The 18627-nt window shown below is 68.6% G+C and carries 17 protein-coding genes and 1 tRNA gene; 7 read left to right on the forward strand and 11 right to left on the reverse strand.

The genetic code is table 11. The features are described from left to right. Positions 1 to 11 precede the first annotated feature (11 nt). The 3 genes from SALPAC3_RS0113925 to SALPAC3_RS0113935 are packed head-to-tail and all read right to left on the reverse strand — an operon-like array spanning position 12 to position 2752. The gene (locus SALPAC3_RS0113925; RefSeq protein WP_018221838.1) at positions 12 to 1454 is read right to left on the reverse strand and encodes a PP2C family serine/threonine-protein phosphatase; all 1443 of its coding nucleotides are present in this window, start codon (positions 1452 to 1454) and stop codon (positions 12 to 14) included. Further along, positions 1451 to 1936 (reverse strand): FHA domain-containing protein FhaB/FipA, encoded by a 486-nt coding sequence (locus tag SALPAC3_RS0113930; protein WP_018217829.1) that lies wholly within the window; start codon positions 1934 to 1936, stop codon positions 1451 to 1453. The genes SALPAC3_RS0113925 and SALPAC3_RS0113930 overlap by 4 nt, the downstream gene beginning before the upstream one ends. 6 nt (positions 1937 to 1942) lie before the next feature. Further along, the gene (locus SALPAC3_RS0113935) at positions 1943 to 2752 is read right to left on the reverse strand and encodes an FHA domain-containing protein (RefSeq protein WP_018221839.1); all 810 of its coding nucleotides are present in this window, start codon (positions 2750 to 2752) and stop codon (positions 1943 to 1945) included. Between the two features lie 224 nt (positions 2753 to 2976). On the opposite strand from SALPAC3_RS0113935, the gene SALPAC3_RS0113940 reads away from it, so the two are divergent. The 3 genes from SALPAC3_RS0113940 to SALPAC3_RS0113950 all read left to right on the forward strand — a co-directional run bounded on the left by SALPAC3_RS0113940 (position 2977) and on the right by SALPAC3_RS0113950 (position 5042). Further along, a tRNA-Leu gene (locus SALPAC3_RS0113940) sits at positions 2977 to 3062 on the forward strand. 103 nt (positions 3063 to 3165) lie between these two features. Next, positions 3166 to 4239: an NAD-dependent epimerase/dehydratase family protein gene (locus SALPAC3_RS0113945; protein WP_018221840.1), complete on the forward strand. Its 1074-nt coding sequence runs from the start codon at positions 3166 to 3168 to the stop codon at positions 4237 to 4239. Beyond that, positions 4236 to 5042 carry a WecB/TagA/CpsF family glycosyltransferase gene (locus tag SALPAC3_RS0113950; RefSeq protein WP_018221841.1) on the forward strand — a complete coding sequence of 269 codons (807 nt, stop codon included), beginning with the start codon at positions 4236 to 4238 and terminating at the stop codon, positions 5040 to 5042. Before SALPAC3_RS0113945 ends, SALPAC3_RS0113950 begins: the two co-directional genes overlap by 4 nt. 69 nt (positions 5043 to 5111) lie before the next feature. On the opposite strand, the gene SALPAC3_RS0113955 is transcribed toward SALPAC3_RS0113950, so the two are convergent. The 5 genes from SALPAC3_RS0113955 to SALPAC3_RS0113975 all read right to left on the reverse strand — a co-directional run bounded on the left by SALPAC3_RS0113955 (position 5112) and on the right by SALPAC3_RS0113975 (position 10434). After that, positions 5112 to 6665 (reverse strand): S8 family serine peptidase, encoded by a 1554-nt coding sequence (locus tag SALPAC3_RS0113955; RefSeq protein WP_026185550.1) that lies wholly within the window; start codon positions 6663 to 6665, stop codon positions 5112 to 5114. 187 nt (positions 6666 to 6852) lie between these two features. Continuing rightward, positions 6853 to 8409 (reverse strand): S8 family peptidase, encoded by a 1557-nt coding sequence (locus SALPAC3_RS0113960; protein WP_026185551.1) that lies wholly within the window; start codon positions 8407 to 8409, stop codon positions 6853 to 6855. A gap of 291 nt (positions 8410 to 8700) precedes the next feature. Beyond that, positions 8701 to 9105, reverse strand: a complete 405-nt coding sequence (locus SALPAC3_RS0113965) for a hypothetical protein (RefSeq protein ID WP_018221844.1) — start codon at positions 9103 to 9105, stop codon at positions 8701 to 8703. A 256-nt stretch (positions 9106 to 9361) separates the two neighbouring features. Continuing rightward, entirely contained in the window at positions 9362 to 9583 is a 222-nt protein-coding gene (locus SALPAC3_RS0113970; protein ID WP_018221845.1) for a DUF397 domain-containing protein, read from the reverse strand. After that, positions 9553 to 10434 carry a helix-turn-helix domain-containing protein gene (locus tag SALPAC3_RS0113975; RefSeq protein ID WP_018221846.1) on the reverse strand — a complete coding sequence of 294 codons (882 nt, stop codon included), beginning with the start codon at positions 10432 to 10434 and terminating at the stop codon, positions 9553 to 9555. Before SALPAC3_RS0113975 ends, SALPAC3_RS0113970 begins: the two co-directional genes overlap by 31 nt. A gap of 52 nt (positions 10435 to 10486) precedes the next feature. Between SALPAC3_RS0113975 and SALPAC3_RS27990 the strand changes: the two genes are divergently transcribed. Both SALPAC3_RS27990 and SALPAC3_RS0113980 read left to right on the forward strand, forming a co-directional pair. After that, on the forward strand, positions 10487 to 10630 hold the full coding sequence (locus tag SALPAC3_RS27990) for a hypothetical protein (RefSeq protein ID WP_155246665.1): 144 nt from the start codon (positions 10487 to 10489) through the stop codon (positions 10628 to 10630). Positions 10631 to 10858: 228 nt separating this feature from the next. Then, complete coding sequence (locus SALPAC3_RS0113980) at positions 10859 to 11146, forward strand: hypothetical protein (protein WP_018221847.1); 288 nt, start codon at positions 10859 to 10861, stop codon at positions 11144 to 11146. Between the two features lie 66 nt (positions 11147 to 11212). On the opposite strand, the gene SALPAC3_RS0113985 is transcribed toward SALPAC3_RS0113980, so the two are convergent. Next, positions 11213 to 11923, reverse strand: coding sequence for a PASTA domain-containing protein (locus SALPAC3_RS0113985; protein WP_018221848.1), 711 nt, complete (start codon positions 11921 to 11923; stop codon positions 11213 to 11215). Between the two features lie 213 nt (positions 11924 to 12136). Between SALPAC3_RS0113985 and SALPAC3_RS0113990 the strand changes: the two genes are divergently transcribed. Then, positions 12137 to 13408, forward strand: a complete 1272-nt coding sequence (locus SALPAC3_RS0113990) for a hypothetical protein (RefSeq protein ID WP_018221849.1) — start codon at positions 12137 to 12139, stop codon at positions 13406 to 13408. A gap of 95 nt (positions 13409 to 13503) precedes the next feature. Here SALPAC3_RS0113990 and SALPAC3_RS0113995 read toward each other — a convergent pair whose 3' ends face one another. Continuing rightward, on the reverse strand, positions 13504 to 14982 hold the full coding sequence (locus SALPAC3_RS0113995) for a glutamate-cysteine ligase family protein (protein ID WP_018221850.1): 1479 nt from the start codon (positions 14980 to 14982) through the stop codon (positions 13504 to 13506). 224 nt (positions 14983 to 15206) lie between these two features. Between SALPAC3_RS0113995 and SALPAC3_RS0114000 the strand changes: the two genes are divergently transcribed. After that, positions 15207 to 15704 carry a MarR family winged helix-turn-helix transcriptional regulator gene (locus tag SALPAC3_RS0114000; RefSeq protein ID WP_018221851.1) on the forward strand — a complete coding sequence of 166 codons (498 nt, stop codon included), beginning with the start codon at positions 15207 to 15209 and terminating at the stop codon, positions 15702 to 15704. A 255-nt stretch (positions 15705 to 15959) separates the two neighbouring features. On the opposite strand, the gene SALPAC3_RS0114005 is transcribed toward SALPAC3_RS0114000, so the two are convergent. After that, complete coding sequence (locus tag SALPAC3_RS0114005; RefSeq protein WP_026185552.1) at positions 15960 to 18521, reverse strand: ATP-binding protein; 2562 nt, start codon at positions 18519 to 18521, stop codon at positions 15960 to 15962. Between the last annotated feature and the right edge of the window lie 106 nt (positions 18522 to 18627).

An 18627-nucleotide genomic window follows, 5' to 3' on the forward strand; every position in this document is an offset into this window, starting at 1 on the left:
CAAGCCGGCGCTCACTCGGGCGACCGGCAGGCGGCCGGATCAACAGCCGGCGGCGGGATGGCGGGCAAGGCGTCGGGCGAGGGGGTCGGTTCGGTCGGCTCGCCGGTTGCCGGCGTGCTCGGGGTGGCGGAGGCCGCCGGAGGTGTACTCGAAACGGTGGCCGGCGTTGACGCATCGAGCTCCCCGGTCGGGCTCGGCGCCGCTGGCGGGGTCGGACTGGGGCTCGGGGGACAGGTCGGCTTCAGGTTGGGATTGGTCGGAGTATCAGCGGTCAGCTCGGCGAGCCGGCGCTCCGCATCCGCCTCACTCTTGGCAGGGATGCCCTGTTTGACCTGTTCCTGTGCGGCGAGCGTGAGGTCGTCCAGCTCGGCGGAGCTGGTCGAGTGCACGGCAGAGAGGTCGATGCCGGCGATCTGACCCTCGACGCCACGGAACACCGCGACCTGGCCGCTCCCCGTGGCTCCGACGTAGTACTGCCGCTGGGTGTAGCTCCACCAACCGTAGAGCGTTCCGCCCAGCAGGACGAGCAGGGCGAGACTCATCGCCGCGAGGCGGATCGGCCGGCGGCGGCCGCGCTCCGGCTCGTCGTCCCCGGCAGTCGACTCGTCCGGCGGCTCCGGCGGCGCCCCGGAGAGCGCCGAGGCGCGGGCCGCGGGGGTGGAGTCATCGGCCGAGGTCGCCATGCCCCGGTCCCGGGAGGCGGCGCCACCGACGATCGGGCTCGCCTCGACGATGTCCTGGTCGGTCGCGTCGGCGATGATCACGGTGATGTTGTCCGGCCCGCCACCGCGCAGCGCGAGCTGGACCAACCGCTCCACGCACTGCTGCGGGTCGGCGTACTCCCGCATCGTCTCCACGATCGTCTCTGCGCTCACCACGCCCGAGAGACCGTCGCTACAGATCAGGTACCGGTCGCCGGCGAGGACCTGGCGGACCGAGTACTCCGCGTCGATGTCCCGGCCATCGAGGGCCCGGGTCAGCAGCGACCGCTGGGGGTGGCTGCTCGCCTCCTCGGCGCTGATCCGGCCCTCGTCAACAAGCATCTGGACGTACGTGTCGTCCTTGGTTATCTGGGCGAACTCGCCGGCACGCAGCAGGTAGGCACGAGAGTCGCCAATGTGCACCATGCCCAGCTTGCTGCCGGAGAAGAGGATCGCGGTGAGTGTCGTGCCCATCCCCTCCAGCTGCGGATTGGCGTCAACCGTCTCGCGTAGCTGTTGGGTGGCGTTGGTGACAGCCGAACGAAGCGCATCCACGAGGGCGTTACCCGGGACATCCTCGTCCAGCGGCGCCATGGCGCCGATGACAATGTTGCTGGCGACATCACCGGCGGCCATACCGCCCATACCGTCAGCGACGGCGAGCAGCCGTGGCCCGGCATAGACGGAGTCCTGGTTGCCGTCTCGGATCAGCCCGCGGTCGCTGTGGGCCGCATAGCGGAGGGTCAGAGTCATGGCCGTAATTCGAGTGAGGTGCGCCCGATGCGGATCGGCACGCCGAGGGGGACGGGGGTAGGTCCGGTGACCTTAGCGCGATCCAGGTAGGTGCCGTTAGTCGAGCCAAGGTCCTCAACGAACCACTGCCCGTCGCGGGGCACGAGCCGGGCGTGTCGCGCGGAGGCGTAATCGTCGGTAATCACGAGGGTGGAATCCTCAGCCCGACCGATTGTGATCTGCGCTTCACCGAGGGTAATGCGGGTGCCGGCCAGCTGGCCGGCGGTCACCACCAGCTGGCGGGCTGCCTTTCCCCGCTTCACCCGGGCCGGCTTACCGCCCTGACCAAGGACGGCTCCGACTCCCCGGGGGGCCGCTACCAGCCGGCCGGAGCGGGCACCCGCGAAGAGGTCCCGGCGGATCACCCCGACCACCGTGAAGACGAAAATCCACAGCAGGATCAGGAACCCGAACCGGGCAACGGTGACGACGAGTTCCGGCAAGGCCGATCAGCCATCCACGCGGAAGGTCAGGGTCGTGGTGCCGAGCTGGACCATGTCGCCGGGGTTCAAGGCAACCGCGGAGACCCGCTGACCGTTGACCATCGTGCCGTTGGTCGACCCGAGGTCGGTCAGCACGACCTGCCCACCATCAAAATCCAGCCGGGCGTGTCGCCGCGAGATGCCGACATCGGGTAGGCGCAGGGTGGCCTGGTCGCCGCGGCCGATCACGGTCGTCCCCAGCTGGAGCGGGTAGGTCCGCCCGTCACCGGAGACCAACCGCACGTTGGGGCCGCCACCCTGACCGGGCGGCGGGCCGTAGCCACCCCCCTGGTCGTACGCGGGGTAGGCCGGCGGGCCGGCGTCGTAACCCGGCGGGCCGGCGTCGTAGCCCGGCCCCGAAACCGGGGCGACCTCGCCGCCGGTATAGACCTCGGCGGTGACCCGGAACATGCCGGTGTCGAGCCCCTCCCCTCGTTCGACCTCGACGATCACATCGCCGTAGACCGTCCACGCCTGCTCGCCGATGAACTCCGCCTGCGACTGGGCCAGCTCCTGGGCCAGCGCGGCAGCGTACGGCGCCAGGCGACTGTGGTCGTATGGCGAGAGATCGATCACGTAGCGGTTGGGCACCAACGTGCGCCCACCGGCCAAAATCGCCTTGTGCGCCTCGGCCTCCCGCTGCATGGCGTTGAGGATCTCCACGGGGTGGACCACCCCTTTGAAGACCTTGGCGAAAGCCCCTTCGACCAGGCCTTCCAGACGCTTCTCAAAGCGTTGCAGCACGCTCACCGGCTCCTCCTCGGGTCCCGAGGACATGATGGTATCCGGCCGACGAGCGTGCAGCTCACACGCCGCTCGGCCGCGCTTGTCCCGGCCCGTTCGGCGGGCCGGTTCCGTCGTGCTAGTCTTTCGTCCGCCACAAACGGTGGCCTTCCTACGAGGGTAACCGTTGGTGGCAAGCGCGAGGAGCCACGTAGAATGTCCCGAGCCCGGCGGCGCAGCCGGAGGGCCGGACACCAGGTGTCTCCGGTTGAAGCCACGGGGAAGTGGCGGAATGGCAGACGCGCACGGTTCAGGTCCGTGTGCCCGAAAGGGCGTGGGGGTTCAACTCCCCCCTTCCCCACCAGACGAGGGCTCCGCAATAGCGGGGCCCTCGCGCCGTCTCGGGGCACGTCGTACGTCACGCTATGCTCCGATCGTTCTTGACTCCGACGGACCAGGAGTGACGTGTGAGTGTCGCATTCGTGACCGGATCGGGCGGTCTCATTGGTTCCGAAGCGGTCCGGCATTTCGCCGGCCTCGGTCTCGATGTCGTCGGAATTGACAATGACATGCGGCAGGAGTTCTTCGGCGCGGAGGCCTCGACCGCGTGGAACGTCCGACGGCTCACCGAGGAGCTGGGGGCCGCCTACTCGCACCAGAACATCGACATCCGCGACCGGGACGCCCTCGCGAAGCTCTTCCGCCGGTACGGCCGCGACACCGCCGTGGTGATCCACACCGCCGCACAGCCGTCGCACGACTGGGCCGTCCGCGACCCGTTCACCGACTTCGACGTCAACGCCGCCGGCACCCTCAATGTGCTGCAGAACGTCCGCGAGCACTGCTCCGAGGCACCGGTCATCCACTGCTCCACAAACAAGGTCTACGGCGACCGGCCGAACAGCCTGCCGCTGGTCGAGTTGGCGACCCGGTGGGAGATCGAGCCCGGGCACCCGTACGAACAGGGCATCCGGGAGGACATGTCGATCGACGCCTGCCTACACTCGATCTTCGGCGCCTCCAAGGTGGCGGCGGACGTGATGGTGCAGGAGTACGGCCGTTACTTCGACATGCGGACGGCCTGCTTCCGCGGTGGCACCCTGACCGGGCCCGCGCACGCCGCCACCGAGCTGCACGGTTTTCTCGGGTACGTGATGCGGGCCAACATGGAGCGCCGGAAGTACAAGATCTTCGGATACCAGGGCAAGCAGGTCCGGGACGCGATTCACAGCTCAGACGTGGTCTCGGCATTCGAGTCGTTCTTCCGTGACCCGCGCTCCGCCGCCGTCTACAACCTGGGCGGCGGCCGGCACTCCAACACCTCGATGCGCGAGGCCTTCGCCCTGGCCCAGCAGATCACCGGGCAGGAGATGGACTCCGAGTACGTCGAGGCGAACCGAATCGGCGACCACAAGTGGTGGATCGGCTCGAACGAAGCCTTCCACGCCGACTACCCGGACTGGAAGCAGGTCTACGACGTGCCCATGATCATGCGGGAGATCTACGAGGCCAACGTCGACAAGTGGGTTCCGCAGTCATGACCCCCCGGTGCAAGCGGAACGTGCTCGGCGTCCTCATTGATGTCACCGACTACGCCACCGCCACCGAGACGGTCGTGACCGCGGCGCACGAGCGGCAACCGCTGGCGCTGACCGCCCTGGCCGTACACGGCGTGATGACCGGGGTGCTCGACCCCGCACACAATGCCCGGTTGAACTCGTTCGACGTGGTCACTCCGGATGGACAGCCGGTGCGCTGGGCGCTCAACGTGCTGCACCGGGCCGGGTTGACCGACCGGGTCTACGGCCCCACGCTCACCCTGCATGTGTTGTCCCGCTTCGCCGACGAGGGCCTTCCGGTCTATCTCTACGGCTCCACCGAGGAGACGCTCGCAACGCTGGTGCCGGCACTGGAGCGAATGTTTCCCGCGCTGAAGCTTGCCGGGGTGGAGCCGTCCAAGTTCCGACCGGTGCAACCCGGCGAGGCGGTCGAGATCGCCGACCGGATCCGGGACAGCGGGGCCCGACTCGTCCTGATCGGGCTGGGCTGCCCGCGGCAGGAGATTTTCGCGTACGCCATGCGACCGCTGCTGGACATGCCGCTGATGGCGGTCGGTGCGGCCTTCGACTACCACGCGGGTCTGCTGCGGCAGCCGCCACCGTGGATGCAGCGGGCCGGCCTGGAGTGGCTTTGGCGACTCGGTCTGGAACCGAAGCGGCTCTGGCGTCGTTACCTGATCCTCAACCCGGCCTACCTGGCCCGGCTGGCCGCACAGAAGACCGGCCTGTGGAAGGCGGAGCCGCCGGAACCCGCCACCGACCAGCCCACCAGCTTCGCCGTCTGAGGGAGGATTCGACACGGCACGGGGCCCCTCCCGGAGTCTTCGGAAAGGGCCCCGCCCGGCGAAATCAGATCAGACCGTCAGGGTCCAGGTGTCGATGTAGCCGATGTCCCCGCGGTAAATATCCTGGACCCGAAGGTTCCAGGTCCCCTCGGCCGCCTCGCTGGAGAGGTTCACCGTGTAGGTCTCGTTGACGTTGTCGGCGGAGTCGGAGAGGTTGTTGGTCTTCAGTCGGTAGGACGAGCCGTCCGGCGCGATCAGGTCGATGACGAGGTCGCCCCGCCAGGTGTGGGGGATGTCCACCGCCACGGTCGAGGAGGCGGAGGCGTCCCGGTCGCAGCCGGCGATGGCGATCGAGCTGGTCACCGCGGAACCGGCGTCCGGAATCGCCACGTCGGTGTCGTTGGTGCCGGAGCAGCCCGGCGGCGGAGGCGGCGTGGTGCCGCCGTCACCGACGTAGAGAAGCTTGTTCGGCGAGCCACTGCCCGGCGAGCCAATCGCGCCGTCGGTGGCGTTGTCGACCAGCGCGTCCCGAATCTGCTGCGGGGTGTACGACGGGTTGGCCGACAGGACCAGCGCCGCGGCACCCGCGACGTGCGGCGACGCCATCGACGTGCCGCTGATCGTACGCGTGCTGGTGTCACTGTCGATCCACGGTGCGGTGATCAACGTACCCGGCGCGAAGATGTCCAGACAGGGGCCGTAGTTGGAGCGAGAGGACCTGTCATCGGTGCTGGTCGTATTCCCGACGGTAAGCGCAGCCGGGGTGCGGGCCGGTGAGTAGTTACAGGCGTTGGCGCTGCTGTTACCCGCCGCCAGCGCGTAGGTGACACCGGAGTTGATCGAGTTGGTCACCGCGGCGTCCAACGCGCTGTTCGCACCGCCACCAAGACTCATGTTCGCCACCGCCGGCTGGACCGCATTCGCGGTCACCCAGTCAACACCGGCCACAACCCCGGCGAAGGAACCGCTGCCCGCGCAGTTCAGCACCTTCACCGCCACCAGGTTCGTCTCCTTGGCGATGCCGTGTGCCGTGCCACCGACGGTACCGGCGACGTGCGTGCCGTGCCCATTACAGTCGGTGTCATTACTGTCGGCGGTGTTGGTGCCCCAGGTAGCCCTACCACCGAAGTCCTGGTGAGTGGTACGGATACCGGTGTCGAGGATGTAGACAGTCACGTCACTGGCAGTGTTCGGGTAGGTGTAGGAGTTGTCCAGCGGCAAATCCCGCTGGTCAACCCGGTCCAGGCCCCAGGACGGCGGGTTGTTCTGGGTGTCAGCGATCGACACCTCGTGGTTCTGCTCGACGTAGGCCACCGCTGGGTCAGCCGCGATCCGAGCGGCGGCACCAGCGTCCACCCGCAGTTCGGCTCCGCGGAGGGCCGCGGTGTACGTCCGGGCTACCTGGCCACCATGCCGGTCCACCAAGCGATCAGCCGACCGCTCGACCGCACCACGGCCAACCGCACTGTCCTTGAAGACCACGATGTAGCTGTCGGCTACCGCCGTAGCGCCTCCCGCACTACGGATCTCACCAACCGGTTCAGCGGCCATAGCGGGGGTTGCGGACGCCATCATGGCCATCGTGGCTAGTCCGACGAACATGGACCTTCGGGATAGACCCATCTCCTCTGTCTCCCTCCGGATGGCATCAAGGTCCACCGACTCCTGGTGAACCTGTCGTCAGATGCCGATTCGGCGATGATGAGTGGTCAGCATTGAGACGAGAAACCAACACGTCGAGTCACCGGGCCTGGGTGGCACGGGGCCCCTCCCGGAGTCTCCGGAAAGGGCCCCGCCCGGCGAAATCAGATCAGACCGTCAGGGTCCAGGTGTCGATGTGGCCGGTGTCCGCGCGGTAGACGTCGCGGACCTGGAGCTGCCAGGTGCCGTCGGCTGCCTCGCTGGAGAGGTTCACCGTGTAGGTCTCGTTGACGTTGTCGGCGGAGTCGGAGAGGTTGTTGGTCTTCAGTCGGTAGGACGAGCCGTCCGGCGCGATCAGGTCGATGACGAGGTCGCCCCGCCAGGTGTGGGGGATGTCCACCGCCACGGTCGAGGAGGCGGAGGCGTCCCGGTCGCAGCCGGCGATGGCGATCGAGCTGGTCACCGCGGAACCGGCGTCCGGAATCGCCACGTCGGTGTCGTTGGTGCCGGAGCAGCCCGGCGGCGGAGGCGGCGGCGTGGTGCCGCCGTCACCGACGTAGAGAAGCTTGTTCGGCGAGCCACTGCCCGGCGAGCCAATCGCGCCGTCGGTGGCGTTGTCGACCAGCGCGTCCCGAATCTGCTGCGGGGTGTACGACGGGTTGGCCGACAGGACCAGCGCCGCGGCACCCGCGACGTGCGGCGACGCCATCGACGTGCCGCTGATCGTGTTTGTGCTGGTGTCACTGTTGATCCAGGGCGCGGTGATGGACGAGCCCGGCGCGAAGATGTCCAGACAGGTTCCGATGTTGGAGAACCAGGACAGTCCGTCACTACTGGTGGTGGAGCCGACAGTGATCGCAGCCGGGGTGCGGGCCGGTGAGTAGTTACAGGCGTTGGCGCTGCTGTTACCCGCCGCCAGCGCGTAGGTGACACCGGAGTTGATCGAGTTGGTCACCGCGGCGTCCAACGCACTGTTCGCACCGCCACCAAGACTCATATTCGCCACCGCCGGCTGGACCGCATTCGCGGTCACCCAGTCGACGCCGGCGATCACCCCGGCCCAGCTGCCGCTACCCGCGCAGTTCAGCACCTTCACCGCCACCAGGTTCGTCTCCTTGGCGATGCCGTGTGCCGTGCCACCGACGGTACCGGCGACGTGCGTGCCGTGCCCATTACAGTCGGTGTCATTACTGTCGGCGGTGTTGGTGCCCCAGGTAGCCCTACCACCGAAGTCCTGGTGAGTGGTACGGATACCGGTGTCGAGGATGTAGACAGTCACGTCACTGGCAGTGTTCGGGTAGGTGTAGGAGTTGTCCAGCGGCAAATCCCGCTGGTCAACCCGGTCCAGGCCCCAGGACGGCGGGTTGTTCTGGGTGTCAGCGATCGACACCTCGTGGTTCTGCTCGACGTAGGCCACCGCTGGGTCAGCCGCGATCCGAGCGGCGGCACCAGCGTCCACCCGCAGTTCGGCTCCGCGGAGGGCCGCGGTGTACGTCCGGGCTACCTGGCCACCATGCCGGTCCACCAAGCGATCAGCCGACCGCTCGACCGCACCACGGCCAACCGCACTGTCCTTGAAGACCACGATGTAGCTGTCGGCTACCGCCGTAGCGCCTCCCGCACTACGGATCTCACCAACCGGTTCAGCGGCCATAGCGGGGGTTGCGGACGCCATCATGGCCATCGTGGCTAGTCCGACGAACATGGACCTTCGGGATAGACCCATCTCCTCTGTCTCCCTCCGGATGGCATCAAGGTCCACCGACTCCCGGCGAGTCGATCGATAGATGCCAATCCATCAATGAGAGTAATCGGCGGGGAGATGAGAAATCAACACATCGAGTCACCGACCCACAGGTGGGTTACCCGGGAAGTCACCGATGCGACCACGGTGATACGTCCGGCTGCCAAAAGACGGAGACACCGGCGTTCGTCGCCGTGCGTGCGCGCCCGACCGGCGTCGCTGATCAGCATCGCGGACTGGCGGCCTGAGCAGCGTCCCGGTGCGATACAACCGTCAGCGGGACCGCCCCGGGCCCTGCACGTAGAGAAGTTCGAGAATGGCCCGAGTCGCCTCAAACCAGCGATCCAGCCAACCCGGCGGCGGAACACTGCCCTTCGGTGGTAGCTCCATCAGGAGACCGCGCAGCAACGGGTGATCAACCAGTGATTCAACCGGACCGGTCGGCCAGCGGTCGGCCGGAAAGCCCGGTCCGGTCGACGAATCCGGGTCGAGCGAAGTCAGGGGCTGAGGTGGAGCAGATCGCTGGGGTGGGGACCCATCCTGCCGCTCACCGGCTTCGCCGTCCGGCGACACCACCTCAGTCAGCACCGTATCCCGGCGTGTCCCGCGGTACTTGCCACCAAACCGCTCCGGCTTGCCCGGACCGTTGGTGAGGTTCTCTGACCCGATCGTCGTCATCCGTCTCGCCTACTTCGTTCGGTTGCCGATCGGTACGGCCGGCACTGACCATGCGCCGCACCGACGGGTTCAACGAGACGGAGCCGTTGTGGCGACGGGGCATTGGCAAGCCGGGTCATCCAACCCCAAAACGGGGAAATCAAGCTGGCCAACACAGGGGAAAGAAATCTTGTATCGAGCGCATCTGCTGCGTTCAACGGATGCAACCGGGCCGGTGCCCCCACCCGAACGGGGCGGACGGGGGCACCGGTACTGGTCAGCGCGGGTCGAAGGCACCGCCCCGCGCATTGCTGACGAAGGATCGCCAGTCACCCCGGCTGAAGACCAGGGCCGGGCCGGACCGGTCCTTCGAGTCCCGCACGCCGACCGCCCCCGGCACGTACGCCACCTCAACGCAGTTGTCGCAGTTCGGCCCACTCTTCGAGCTCTTGAACCAGGTGCCCTGCGTCAGGTCCACGGGGAACTCCTTGGTCGCCATTTCCACAACGGCTCCTCTGCCAGTTTCGCGATGTGTGCCATGGACTCCTCAGGACTGATGGCAGCCGCGCGGATATGATCAAAGATGAAGCTGTACTTCTGCAGTTCGTCGCTCTTTTCCAGGAAGAGCCCACCCGTGGCGTTCTCCGCGTACACAACATCCGGATCACTGGGTTCGGGGAAGCTCAGGATGCTGAAGGTCCCGTCCATGCCCGCATGCGCACCCACCTCGAAGGGCAGGATCTGCAACGTCACGTTCGGTAGTTCGGTTACCTCCAACAGCCGCTTGAGCTGACCACGCATCACCGTGTCCCCACCCACCGGTCGGCTCACCACCGCCTCATCGAGCACCACCCACAGATCGACTGAATCATCCTGAGTCAGCAACGACTGACGGCCCAGTCGGACACGGACACGTTGTGCGACTTGCTCTGCGGTGAAGTCCGGTCGCGCGGCACGGATCATGGCGCTCGCATACTCTTCGGTCTCCAGTAGACCCGGTACGACCTGCTGTTCGTAGGCACGGATGGAGCTGGCCGCCGCTTCCAGGCCGACGTACGCCCCGACCAAAACCGTGCTGTACGGGTGCCACCAGCCCTTCTGTCGGGCCTCGCGAGCGATCTGCACCAGCTCGTCGCTCTCGGCGCCCACCACGCCGTAGATCCGGAGCATGTCCCGGACATCACGGGGCGTCGCCGTGGTGTGACCGGTCTCGATCCGGGAGACCTTCGAGGCCGAGCATTCGAGCTGCTCGGCGACCGACTCGATGGTGATCCCCGCAGCCTCACGCTGCCGACGGAGTTCCGCGCCCAGCCGCCGACGGCGGATCGTCGGGCTTCGCCGCTCAGCCACGGTGCCACCCCGGACTCAATCTCGCGGTCATTGCCACCCGTCCCCCTCCACCTTGACAACTTCCCGGCTCGGCCGTCGTGCCGGGGAGGGCACGACGGTGGACGGGCTCGCAGCGGCGGATGGCGGCGGGGCGAACCCGGCCCTCAGTGTGCCGCCCGAATACGAACAGCTCAAGCATTGCATCGCGCTGGACTGACAACCCATCGGCAACAACCGACATGCAACTTGCATGTCGCACGTCACTGATGCACTCTATTCCCTATGGTGGATCACGCAGAGTCCTACTCCGCTCTCACACCGTGGTGATCCCGCGGTCAGGCACCAACAACGCCAGCCGGCGGGGCACCACCCCCGAGGCCGACAACACATGTCCCCCGACAACTCCCGCCGGCGCCTCCGCCGGCCCTCTTTCCCAGGAGCCCATGTGCTTCCCCGCACCGGTGACGTACTGCACGTGACTCGCGCGGCGAGTGTCCAGTTCCGCCGACCCATCGCCTTCCGGGTGATCCGGGTCCTCGATTGGCCGACCTACGACGGTTGGCTCTGGCTCGACGGCTACGAGTTGAACGCCTCGGGGGACGCGGTCAGCCGGCGGTCGATCTTCGTACAGCAGGAAGGACTGAACCAGATCCAGCCTGCACCGCAACGCCACCCACACACCGTGGGGACACCGCGCCGACCGCTGGCGCGAACCCCGGCCCGCGTGGGTTGACCTGCTGCGATCGCCAGTTCCACCAGTGAGGTTGACGGCCAGCCGGTGGTTGGCGTAAACGTTCGATCAGCCGGTGGGGGTGGGTTCGGGGGTCGGAGTGACCGTCGGCCGCTCTGACGACGGTCCGGACCTCGACACCACCAGTACCACCGCCGTCCCCTCCGGCACCAGCACACCTGCTTGCGGTTCCGTCCCGATCACGGTGCCGGGCGGCTGATCCGAGGTCTGATACTGGATCCGGTACGCCAATCCGATCTGGTCCAGGAGCGCCTGGGCCGTCGCCAGCGGCAGGTCGACCACCGGGGGCATCGGGACCTCACCCGGCTCCGCCGTCGGCGACGGAGAGGTCGGTGCTGCCGAGGTCGGCGTGGTCGTGGTCGGCGCAGCGGACGTTGGCGTGGGGGATGTTGACGTCGGCGCCGCCGGTGGCGTGGTGGCCGACGGCGAGGAGTCGGGGTTGACCTGCTCGTCGTCGCCGGCGCCGAGGGCGAGCCACAGACCGGCGCCGAAGACGGCGAGCAGAAGGAGAATCACTCCCCAGAGGATCGGTGACCACCACCGTCGCCCGTTCGGCTCCGCGTACCACCCGGTCTCCTGCTGGTACTCCGGCGGACGCGGCGGCGGCACGCCCGCACGCCCGGACCATGCCGCCGGCCCTCCGGTGGGGGGCAGGGGCGCGGTCTGGCCAGCAGGCGGCAGTGGCTCGGTCTGATCCGCCGGCAGCGGGCGGGTTTCGTCGTCCGGCCCGTCAGCGGCGGGCTTTCGGTCGTCGCTCATCCCACGTCCCCCCTCGCTGCCTGACGACAACCTAGCCGGCGAGCAGGGGGGTCGGCGGGAATCAGCTCACCACGGCCCGGTACGTGTCAACCCCACAACCACACCACCCCGCCGCAATTACCCTGCGTAAGAATCTGGGCTCGGTACTCCCCGCCCCGACCACAGGACGTTACGCTCGCCGGCATGGCGAGACGCGGCTGGGCAATATCGATCATGACCGCGCATGGTACCGCCGCCGGGGCCGGCGCCGCCGCGCTGGGCTTCGGCTACGGCCTGGGCATCATCAACTGGGCCCCACCGCCCGATGAGGGTGTCGCTCTCACGGCCTGGACAGCCAGCCTGATCTGGGCCACCTGGATCGCTGCCACCTCTACTGTGGCCGGTGCGGTCTGCGCCCAACACCTCCGCCGTCGCGGCCCGGTGGAACACCCATCGACCAGCAGCCACAATGAGCCCTCCAGAGTGGACTCGGCGGCCGACGGCCCGAGCGGCCCCGAGACCGCCGCACCGACCATCCGGGAGACGGCGAAGCGGAGCCAGGCCAACCCGAGTGAATCCGACGGGGCGCTCGGCAACCTGGCGCTCGCCGGAGCCGCCGGGTTCGGTGCCCTGATCACGGTCCTGCTGAGCGCCGTACCGGCCCGGGTGGCCGTGGTACCCGGCGTCGCCACACCCCGGGATGTCGCCGCTGGATACGCCGCCCTGGGCGTCCTGGTCGGCGTGGCCATCGCCGCATGGGCGTTGCACTCCCGCGCCGCCGCCACCAACGTGATCGTGACCGTCGGCTGGCTGTGGCTGCTCGCTGTGGTGGCCGTTGTGGATGGCGTCATCGCTGGGCGCGGACTGAACACCGCCCAGCTCGGCATCTGGCAACTCAGCTTCGGCGGGAGCGAGTTGTGGCTGCGCGACTGGTTCTACTGGCCGGGTGCGCTGCTGTCCCTCGGCTCTGCCCTTCTCATCGGCGTACTGGTCGCCCGCGGCACGGCCCGGAACCCCGACCAGCGGGTTGGTGCCACCGCCTCCGGCGCAGCCGGCCCGCTCCTCGTCGCAGTCGTCTACCTGCTCGCCGCGCCGGGGTTAGCGGACCTCGCTCCCGGCCAGGCGTCGGCACACCTCATCGCCCCGTACGCGGTCATCATCGGTTTTGGGGGCTCGGCTTTGGTCGCCACGCTCGGCCAACGGGCTGACCGCCGGGGGCAGGCAGTTCCGCCCCAGCCGGCGGAGTCTCCAGCCGATTCGCCCCCGCCGGCCGAGCCCCCGACCGCCCCACAGCCGGACGGTTCGACCAGCACGGCGGCTACCACTCGCCGCCGGGCGCGCGGATCAAGTAGCCGACGTCCCCGCACTGTCCAGGCGGACACCGCGGCCGGGGTGCCGGTTCAGCGCGGTGTGGACGATGCATCGGCAACGGACGCCGCCCCGGCCGTGCCGGAGCCGACGGAGACGGGCTCGCCCCGGCCCCGGTCTCCCCGCCGCACCAGCTGACCGTGGTGCCGAACAGCGGCCCGGGCCGGGAGCTGCCCCAAGCCATCGGCGACCATCGCCCCGACGTCTGACCGTGAGGGCGGACGACCGTCCGCCTAGTCGACCGGCCAGGTGTGCACCGGCTCGTTGCTGCGCTGGAGTTCGGCGTACCGCTGGACCATGTGGTGCAGGGCCGCCGGGCGGTCGAGCTTCCGGTGCCGCTCGGCCGCCCACACCGCTTCCGCCTGCCATACCGCGCCGTTACGCCGGGTCCGACAACGCTGCTCGATAACGCCGAGCAACCGGTCTCGCTCACCGGGAGCCACGCCGAACCGGTCGAGGCCGATCGCCGCCTGCGGCAGCAGCACGTCAAGGACCAGCTCGGCGACCGGCACCTCACCGAGCTGAGGCCAATGCACCATGGCGTCCATGCCTCGTCGGGCGGCGGAGTGGAAATTCTCCTCCGCCGAGCTGAACGGCAGCTGGCTCCAAGCCGGACGGTCCGCCTCCGCCAGCCCTCGCGCCGATCCGAAGTAGAAGGCGGCGTTGGCCAGCATGTCGATCACGGTCGGACCCGCCGGCAGGACCCGATTCTCCACCCGTAGGTGCGGACGCCCCTCGGTGATGTCGTAGACCGGCCGGTTCCAGCGGTAGACCGTCCCGTTGTGCAGACGTAGTTCGCCGAGCTTCGGCACTCCCCCGGCGTGCAGCACCTCCACCGGGTCCTCTTCCTCACAGATCGGCAACAGCGGCGGGAAGTAGCGAACGTTCTCCTCGAAGAGGTCGAAAATCGAGGTGATCCACCGCTCACCGAACCAGACCCGAGGACGGACACCCTGCGCCTTCAACTCGTCTGGCCGGGTGTCGGTCGCTTGTTGGAACAGCGCGATCCGGGTCTCCGCCCAGAGTTGTCGGCCATACAGATAGGGAGAGTTGGCCCCGATCGCTACCTGGGCGGCGGCGATCGCCTGTGAGGCGTTCCAGTAGTCGGCGAAGCTGTCCGGCGCGACCTGGAGATGGAACTGCAGGCTGGTGCAGGCTGATTCAGGAGCGATCGAGTCGGTGTGGGTCTGTAACCGCTCGACCCCACGGATGTCGAGCTCGATGTCTTCGCCACGCGCTCCAACGATCTGGTCGTTGAGCACCCGGTAGCGCTCGTTGGTGGAGAGGTTGTCAACGACCAGGTGCCCCTCGGTCAGGGTGGGCAGGATTCCCACCAGGAGGATCTGTGCGTCAGACTTGGCCGCCCGCTCGTCGGCACGGGCAAGACTGCCACGAAGGTCCTGTTCGTAGCCGGTGAAGCCGGTGCCCTCGATCAGCCGGGGCGCGGCGTTCAGCTCGAGATTGAACTGCCCCAACTCGGTCTGGAAGAGCGGGTCGGCGATGTCGGCGAGAATTTCCTCGTTCCGCATCGCCGGTTCGGCGGCGGAGTCGACCAGGTTCAGCTCAATCTCCAAGCCGGTCATTGGCCGGTCGGCGGCAAACCCGAAGTCGTCCAGCATCAAGGCGAAGACGTCCAGGCAGCGACGTACCTTGTGCCGATAGCGGATCCGATCCTCCCGGGAGAAGGCGCCCCGCGTGACATCCCTGCCCATGTATCCTCCCGGCGCCCGAGGTGACGGAGCGATGCCGCTCCGCAGCGCATTGTGAACCCTCCACGGTAAGAGTGGCCAAGGCAGCGGGCCAGAGCCGGGCACGCACGAACCCACCACACCTGGTCACGTGCACCATCCACAAAGATGCTTGTTTTGTAAATAACGTGCTTTACAAATACGCTCGCGGCAATATTTGGTTGATCAACTACTGGTAGTATCAACGGGTGGATCAGAATGTGTTCAACGACCCCCGCATCACCGCCGTCGGCCTACTTGTCGAGGCGCACGCTGGGCTGATGGCTCGGTTTACCGCCCAGTTCGAGGAGCACGGCCTCTCCCCGGTGGAATTCGAGGTGCTCACCCGGCTCGCTCGTTCACCTGACAATCAGCTCCGGATGACCGATCTCGCCGCACAGACCTCCCTCTCCACCAGCGGGACGACCCGCGTGGTGGACCGGATGGAACGCGATGGGCTCCTCGCCCGACGCGCCTGCCCCGCCGATCGACGTAGCTCCTTCGCGGTGGCGACCGAATCCGGCCGGGAGCGGCTCGAGGCCGTACTCCCGGATCACCTACGAATCATCGAGGAGTGGTTCACCGGCCAGCTCGACCCGGAGTCACTGACCCGGCTCCTCGATGGGCTACGTCGAGTGCGAGATGCGGTTCACCCCGGCGCCACCGCCGGCGCGATTGGCCCGGAGCCGGCCGGAAACAGCCACTGACGCCACCGGTGGATAGCGCCAGCTTGGCCAGGACACCGCCGGCAGCGAACACCACCGGCAGAAAGAGCGGCAGAACTACCCGGGAGCCGGATCATTATTGGGCAAATCGGTCAGCCGACGTTTCCCCGCCAACTAAGCTCCAATCAACGGGGGATGCACCCGGGGGAGGCGCGGGCGACGAGCGAGGGGTAACAGAGGGGGCTCTCGCTCGCGCCGCTCCCGGGACCTGTTAACCCGGCCCACCCCGCCCGGGGCTCAGGGCCGACGGGTAGCCGCAGCCAATGCCTCCTCCTCCGGCGGCAGCAGGCGGATCCCACTGACCCGACAGACCGCATCCAGCCGATCCAACACGGCCGGCTCGCCTGTGCTGGCGGCCAGCCCCACCAGCGCCTCCACCAGGTCACGGCGGTCCTGACTGTTGGCTCCCGCCTCGGCAGCGACGGCGAACCACTCGGCCGCCAGCTCCCGATCGCCCCGGCGCAACGCCAACGTTCCTTCGATCAGGCCACAGATCCCGTCCGTTGGAACTGAGCTCACACCCGCCGCCGGGGGTCGCAACTCGGCCAGCACCTCGGTCGCCTCCGCCACGCGATCGTCCTGTGCCAGCGCCAGCCCGACCGTGCCCAGCACCCGCCGGTGGTGCCCCGGGTCACCCAGCGCCGTCAACGCCGCCAACGTCCTCCGTCCCTGATCGACGGCGATCTCGTACCGGCCCTCAAGGCGCGTGACCTCGGCCAGATTTGCCATCGCGAGTACCCGTAGCCGCCGCTCCCCGCACTGGGCCGCGAGACGGTCGGCGGTAGCCAACCGGCGTCGAGCGGTGGCAAGGTCACCGACCCGGATCCCGTGCCAGGCCAGGTTGTTCTGTGCCACCGTCACATCCCGGATCCGCCCGTGCCGGGTGGCCAGCGCCAATACCGCCTCGGCCTGCCCCCGCGCCTCATCGTGGTCGCCGGTGCCGGTGAACAACCTACCCAGAACGGTACGGGCCTCCAGCTCACCAGCGACCTCACCGGCCGACTGGAAGGCGGCGAGTGCCGCGCGGGCAGCCGGCAGCTCCTCTGCCCCGGCGCCGTGCTCCGCGGCCAACCGGGCCACGCCTAGCAACGCCCACGCCCGCAGGACGGGGGAAGCGTCAGCGGTACGCGGATCCGCCAGCAACCGGCGCAGCCACTGCCGGCCGGCGACGTCGCGCCCCCGGAAGCGCCACCACCGGACGAGTCCAGCCGCCAGGCCCAGCGCGGTCACCGGTTCGTCGACAGCGGCATGCCCGAGTGCGGAGCTGATGTCCCCGCCGACGTCGTCCAGTCGGTGCACCGCCGCGGTCAGGTCCGCGCCCACCAGATACGGAGCCGTCTCGGCGACCAGTCTGGCCATCACCCGCGCATGTTGACGCCGGGCCAGGGTGAGTTCACCCGCGCCGGCAGCCTGCTCGACGGCGAATTCCCGAACGGCGTCGAGCAGCCGGAATCGAAACGGCCCCACCCCCAGGATGCTGAGTAGACCCAGCTCCCGGAGCCGATCCAGCAGCACAACCGGGTCAACGACCAGCACCGTGCCCTCCGGTTCGGCGCCAATTCCGAGCATCTCCTCGGCCAACGTGATCGACCACCGATTCCCGAAGATGGCGAGCCGCCGCAGGGCAGCCCGCTCCTCGGGGGTGAGCAGGAGATAGCTGGTCGCTACGGCGTCCCGCAGCGTCTCGACGACCGCCGCGGGCGTCCGCTGCGTCGGGCCCGGATCAGCAGCGTTCCAGCCCGGCCGCTCGGCCGCACCGGAAACAGTCGCCAGATCAAGAACCCGATCGCCATACCGGTCGAGCAGCTCGTTGAGGTCGAGGAGGTGTCCCCGCGCCGCCATTAGCTCGATCGCCAACGGAAGGCCACCGAGGCGGCGGACCAGCCGAGCCAGCGCGGGCAGCTCGGCCGCCGTCGGCGGGTTCGGTCGGACCAGTTCCAGCCGGGCGGTGAACAGCGCCACCGCCGGATACTGGGCGAGGGCCGCCGGGCCAGCCTCGTCACGGTCCGGCGGTGGCGTATCGAGCGGGGCCACCGGCCGGACCCGCTCACCGCGCAGCCCGACCGGGTGCCGACCGGTGACCAGCACCCACAGGGACGGCACCGCGGTCGCGAGCTGGTGCACGGCTTCGGCGACCGGGCCGGGAGCCCGCTCCACGGCGTCCACGAGCAGCAGCGCCGGCTGGCCGGCGAGGCGGGTGGCCAGCTCGGGGAGGCGAGCTACTCCGAAGGCCGCCGCCGAGGCGGCAAGCAGCTCCGCGACATCCGTTCCCTCCCCGGTGAGGACCCCGGCCACCCCACCCGGGAGGTGCCCGGTAGCCGCGTGGGCCACCGACAGCGCCAGCGCCGTCTTGCCGACTCCAGCCAATCCGACCAGGCTGACCAGCCGGGCGGCCGGGTCTCCGCTGAGCATCCCGACCACCTCGGCCACGTCACGCTCCCGACCGATCAGCTCGGGGGCCGGGGGCAGCGCGGTCGGCCGTGCCATGCCGTCCGGGCCGACGTAGAACACTGACTCGGACTCCGGGTACCGGGGCGTCGGCAGCTGTCGGGCGGCGGCGACGAAGGTGGACCGCGCTGCCCCGGCCAACCCAAGGGCGGTTGCGAGCAGTTCGACGGTGGTCCGCTGGGGCCGCGACGAACGGCCCCGCTCCACATCCCGCACAGTCCGGACCCCGATACCGGCCCGGTCCGCGAGTTCGGCCTGAGTCAGGCCGGCGGCGAGCCGGTGTCCGCGGAGCAGGTCGGGCAGCCCCATCGGGCCGCCGGACCACCGCGAATAGTCGTCCTCCGGGCTCATTGCCAGGAAGGGTACGGATCAACGACGATTGCCGACAGGCCCTCGTCGCCCTATTGACGTGCCCTACGGATACCCGACAGCAATGCCAGGCCTAGCTCCGGGGACG

It is taken from the genome of Salinispora pacifica DSM 45544, from assembly GCF_000378845.1.
GTDB classification, from domain to species: Bacteria; Actinomycetota; Actinomycetes; order Mycobacteriales; family Micromonosporaceae; genus Micromonospora; species Micromonospora pacifica.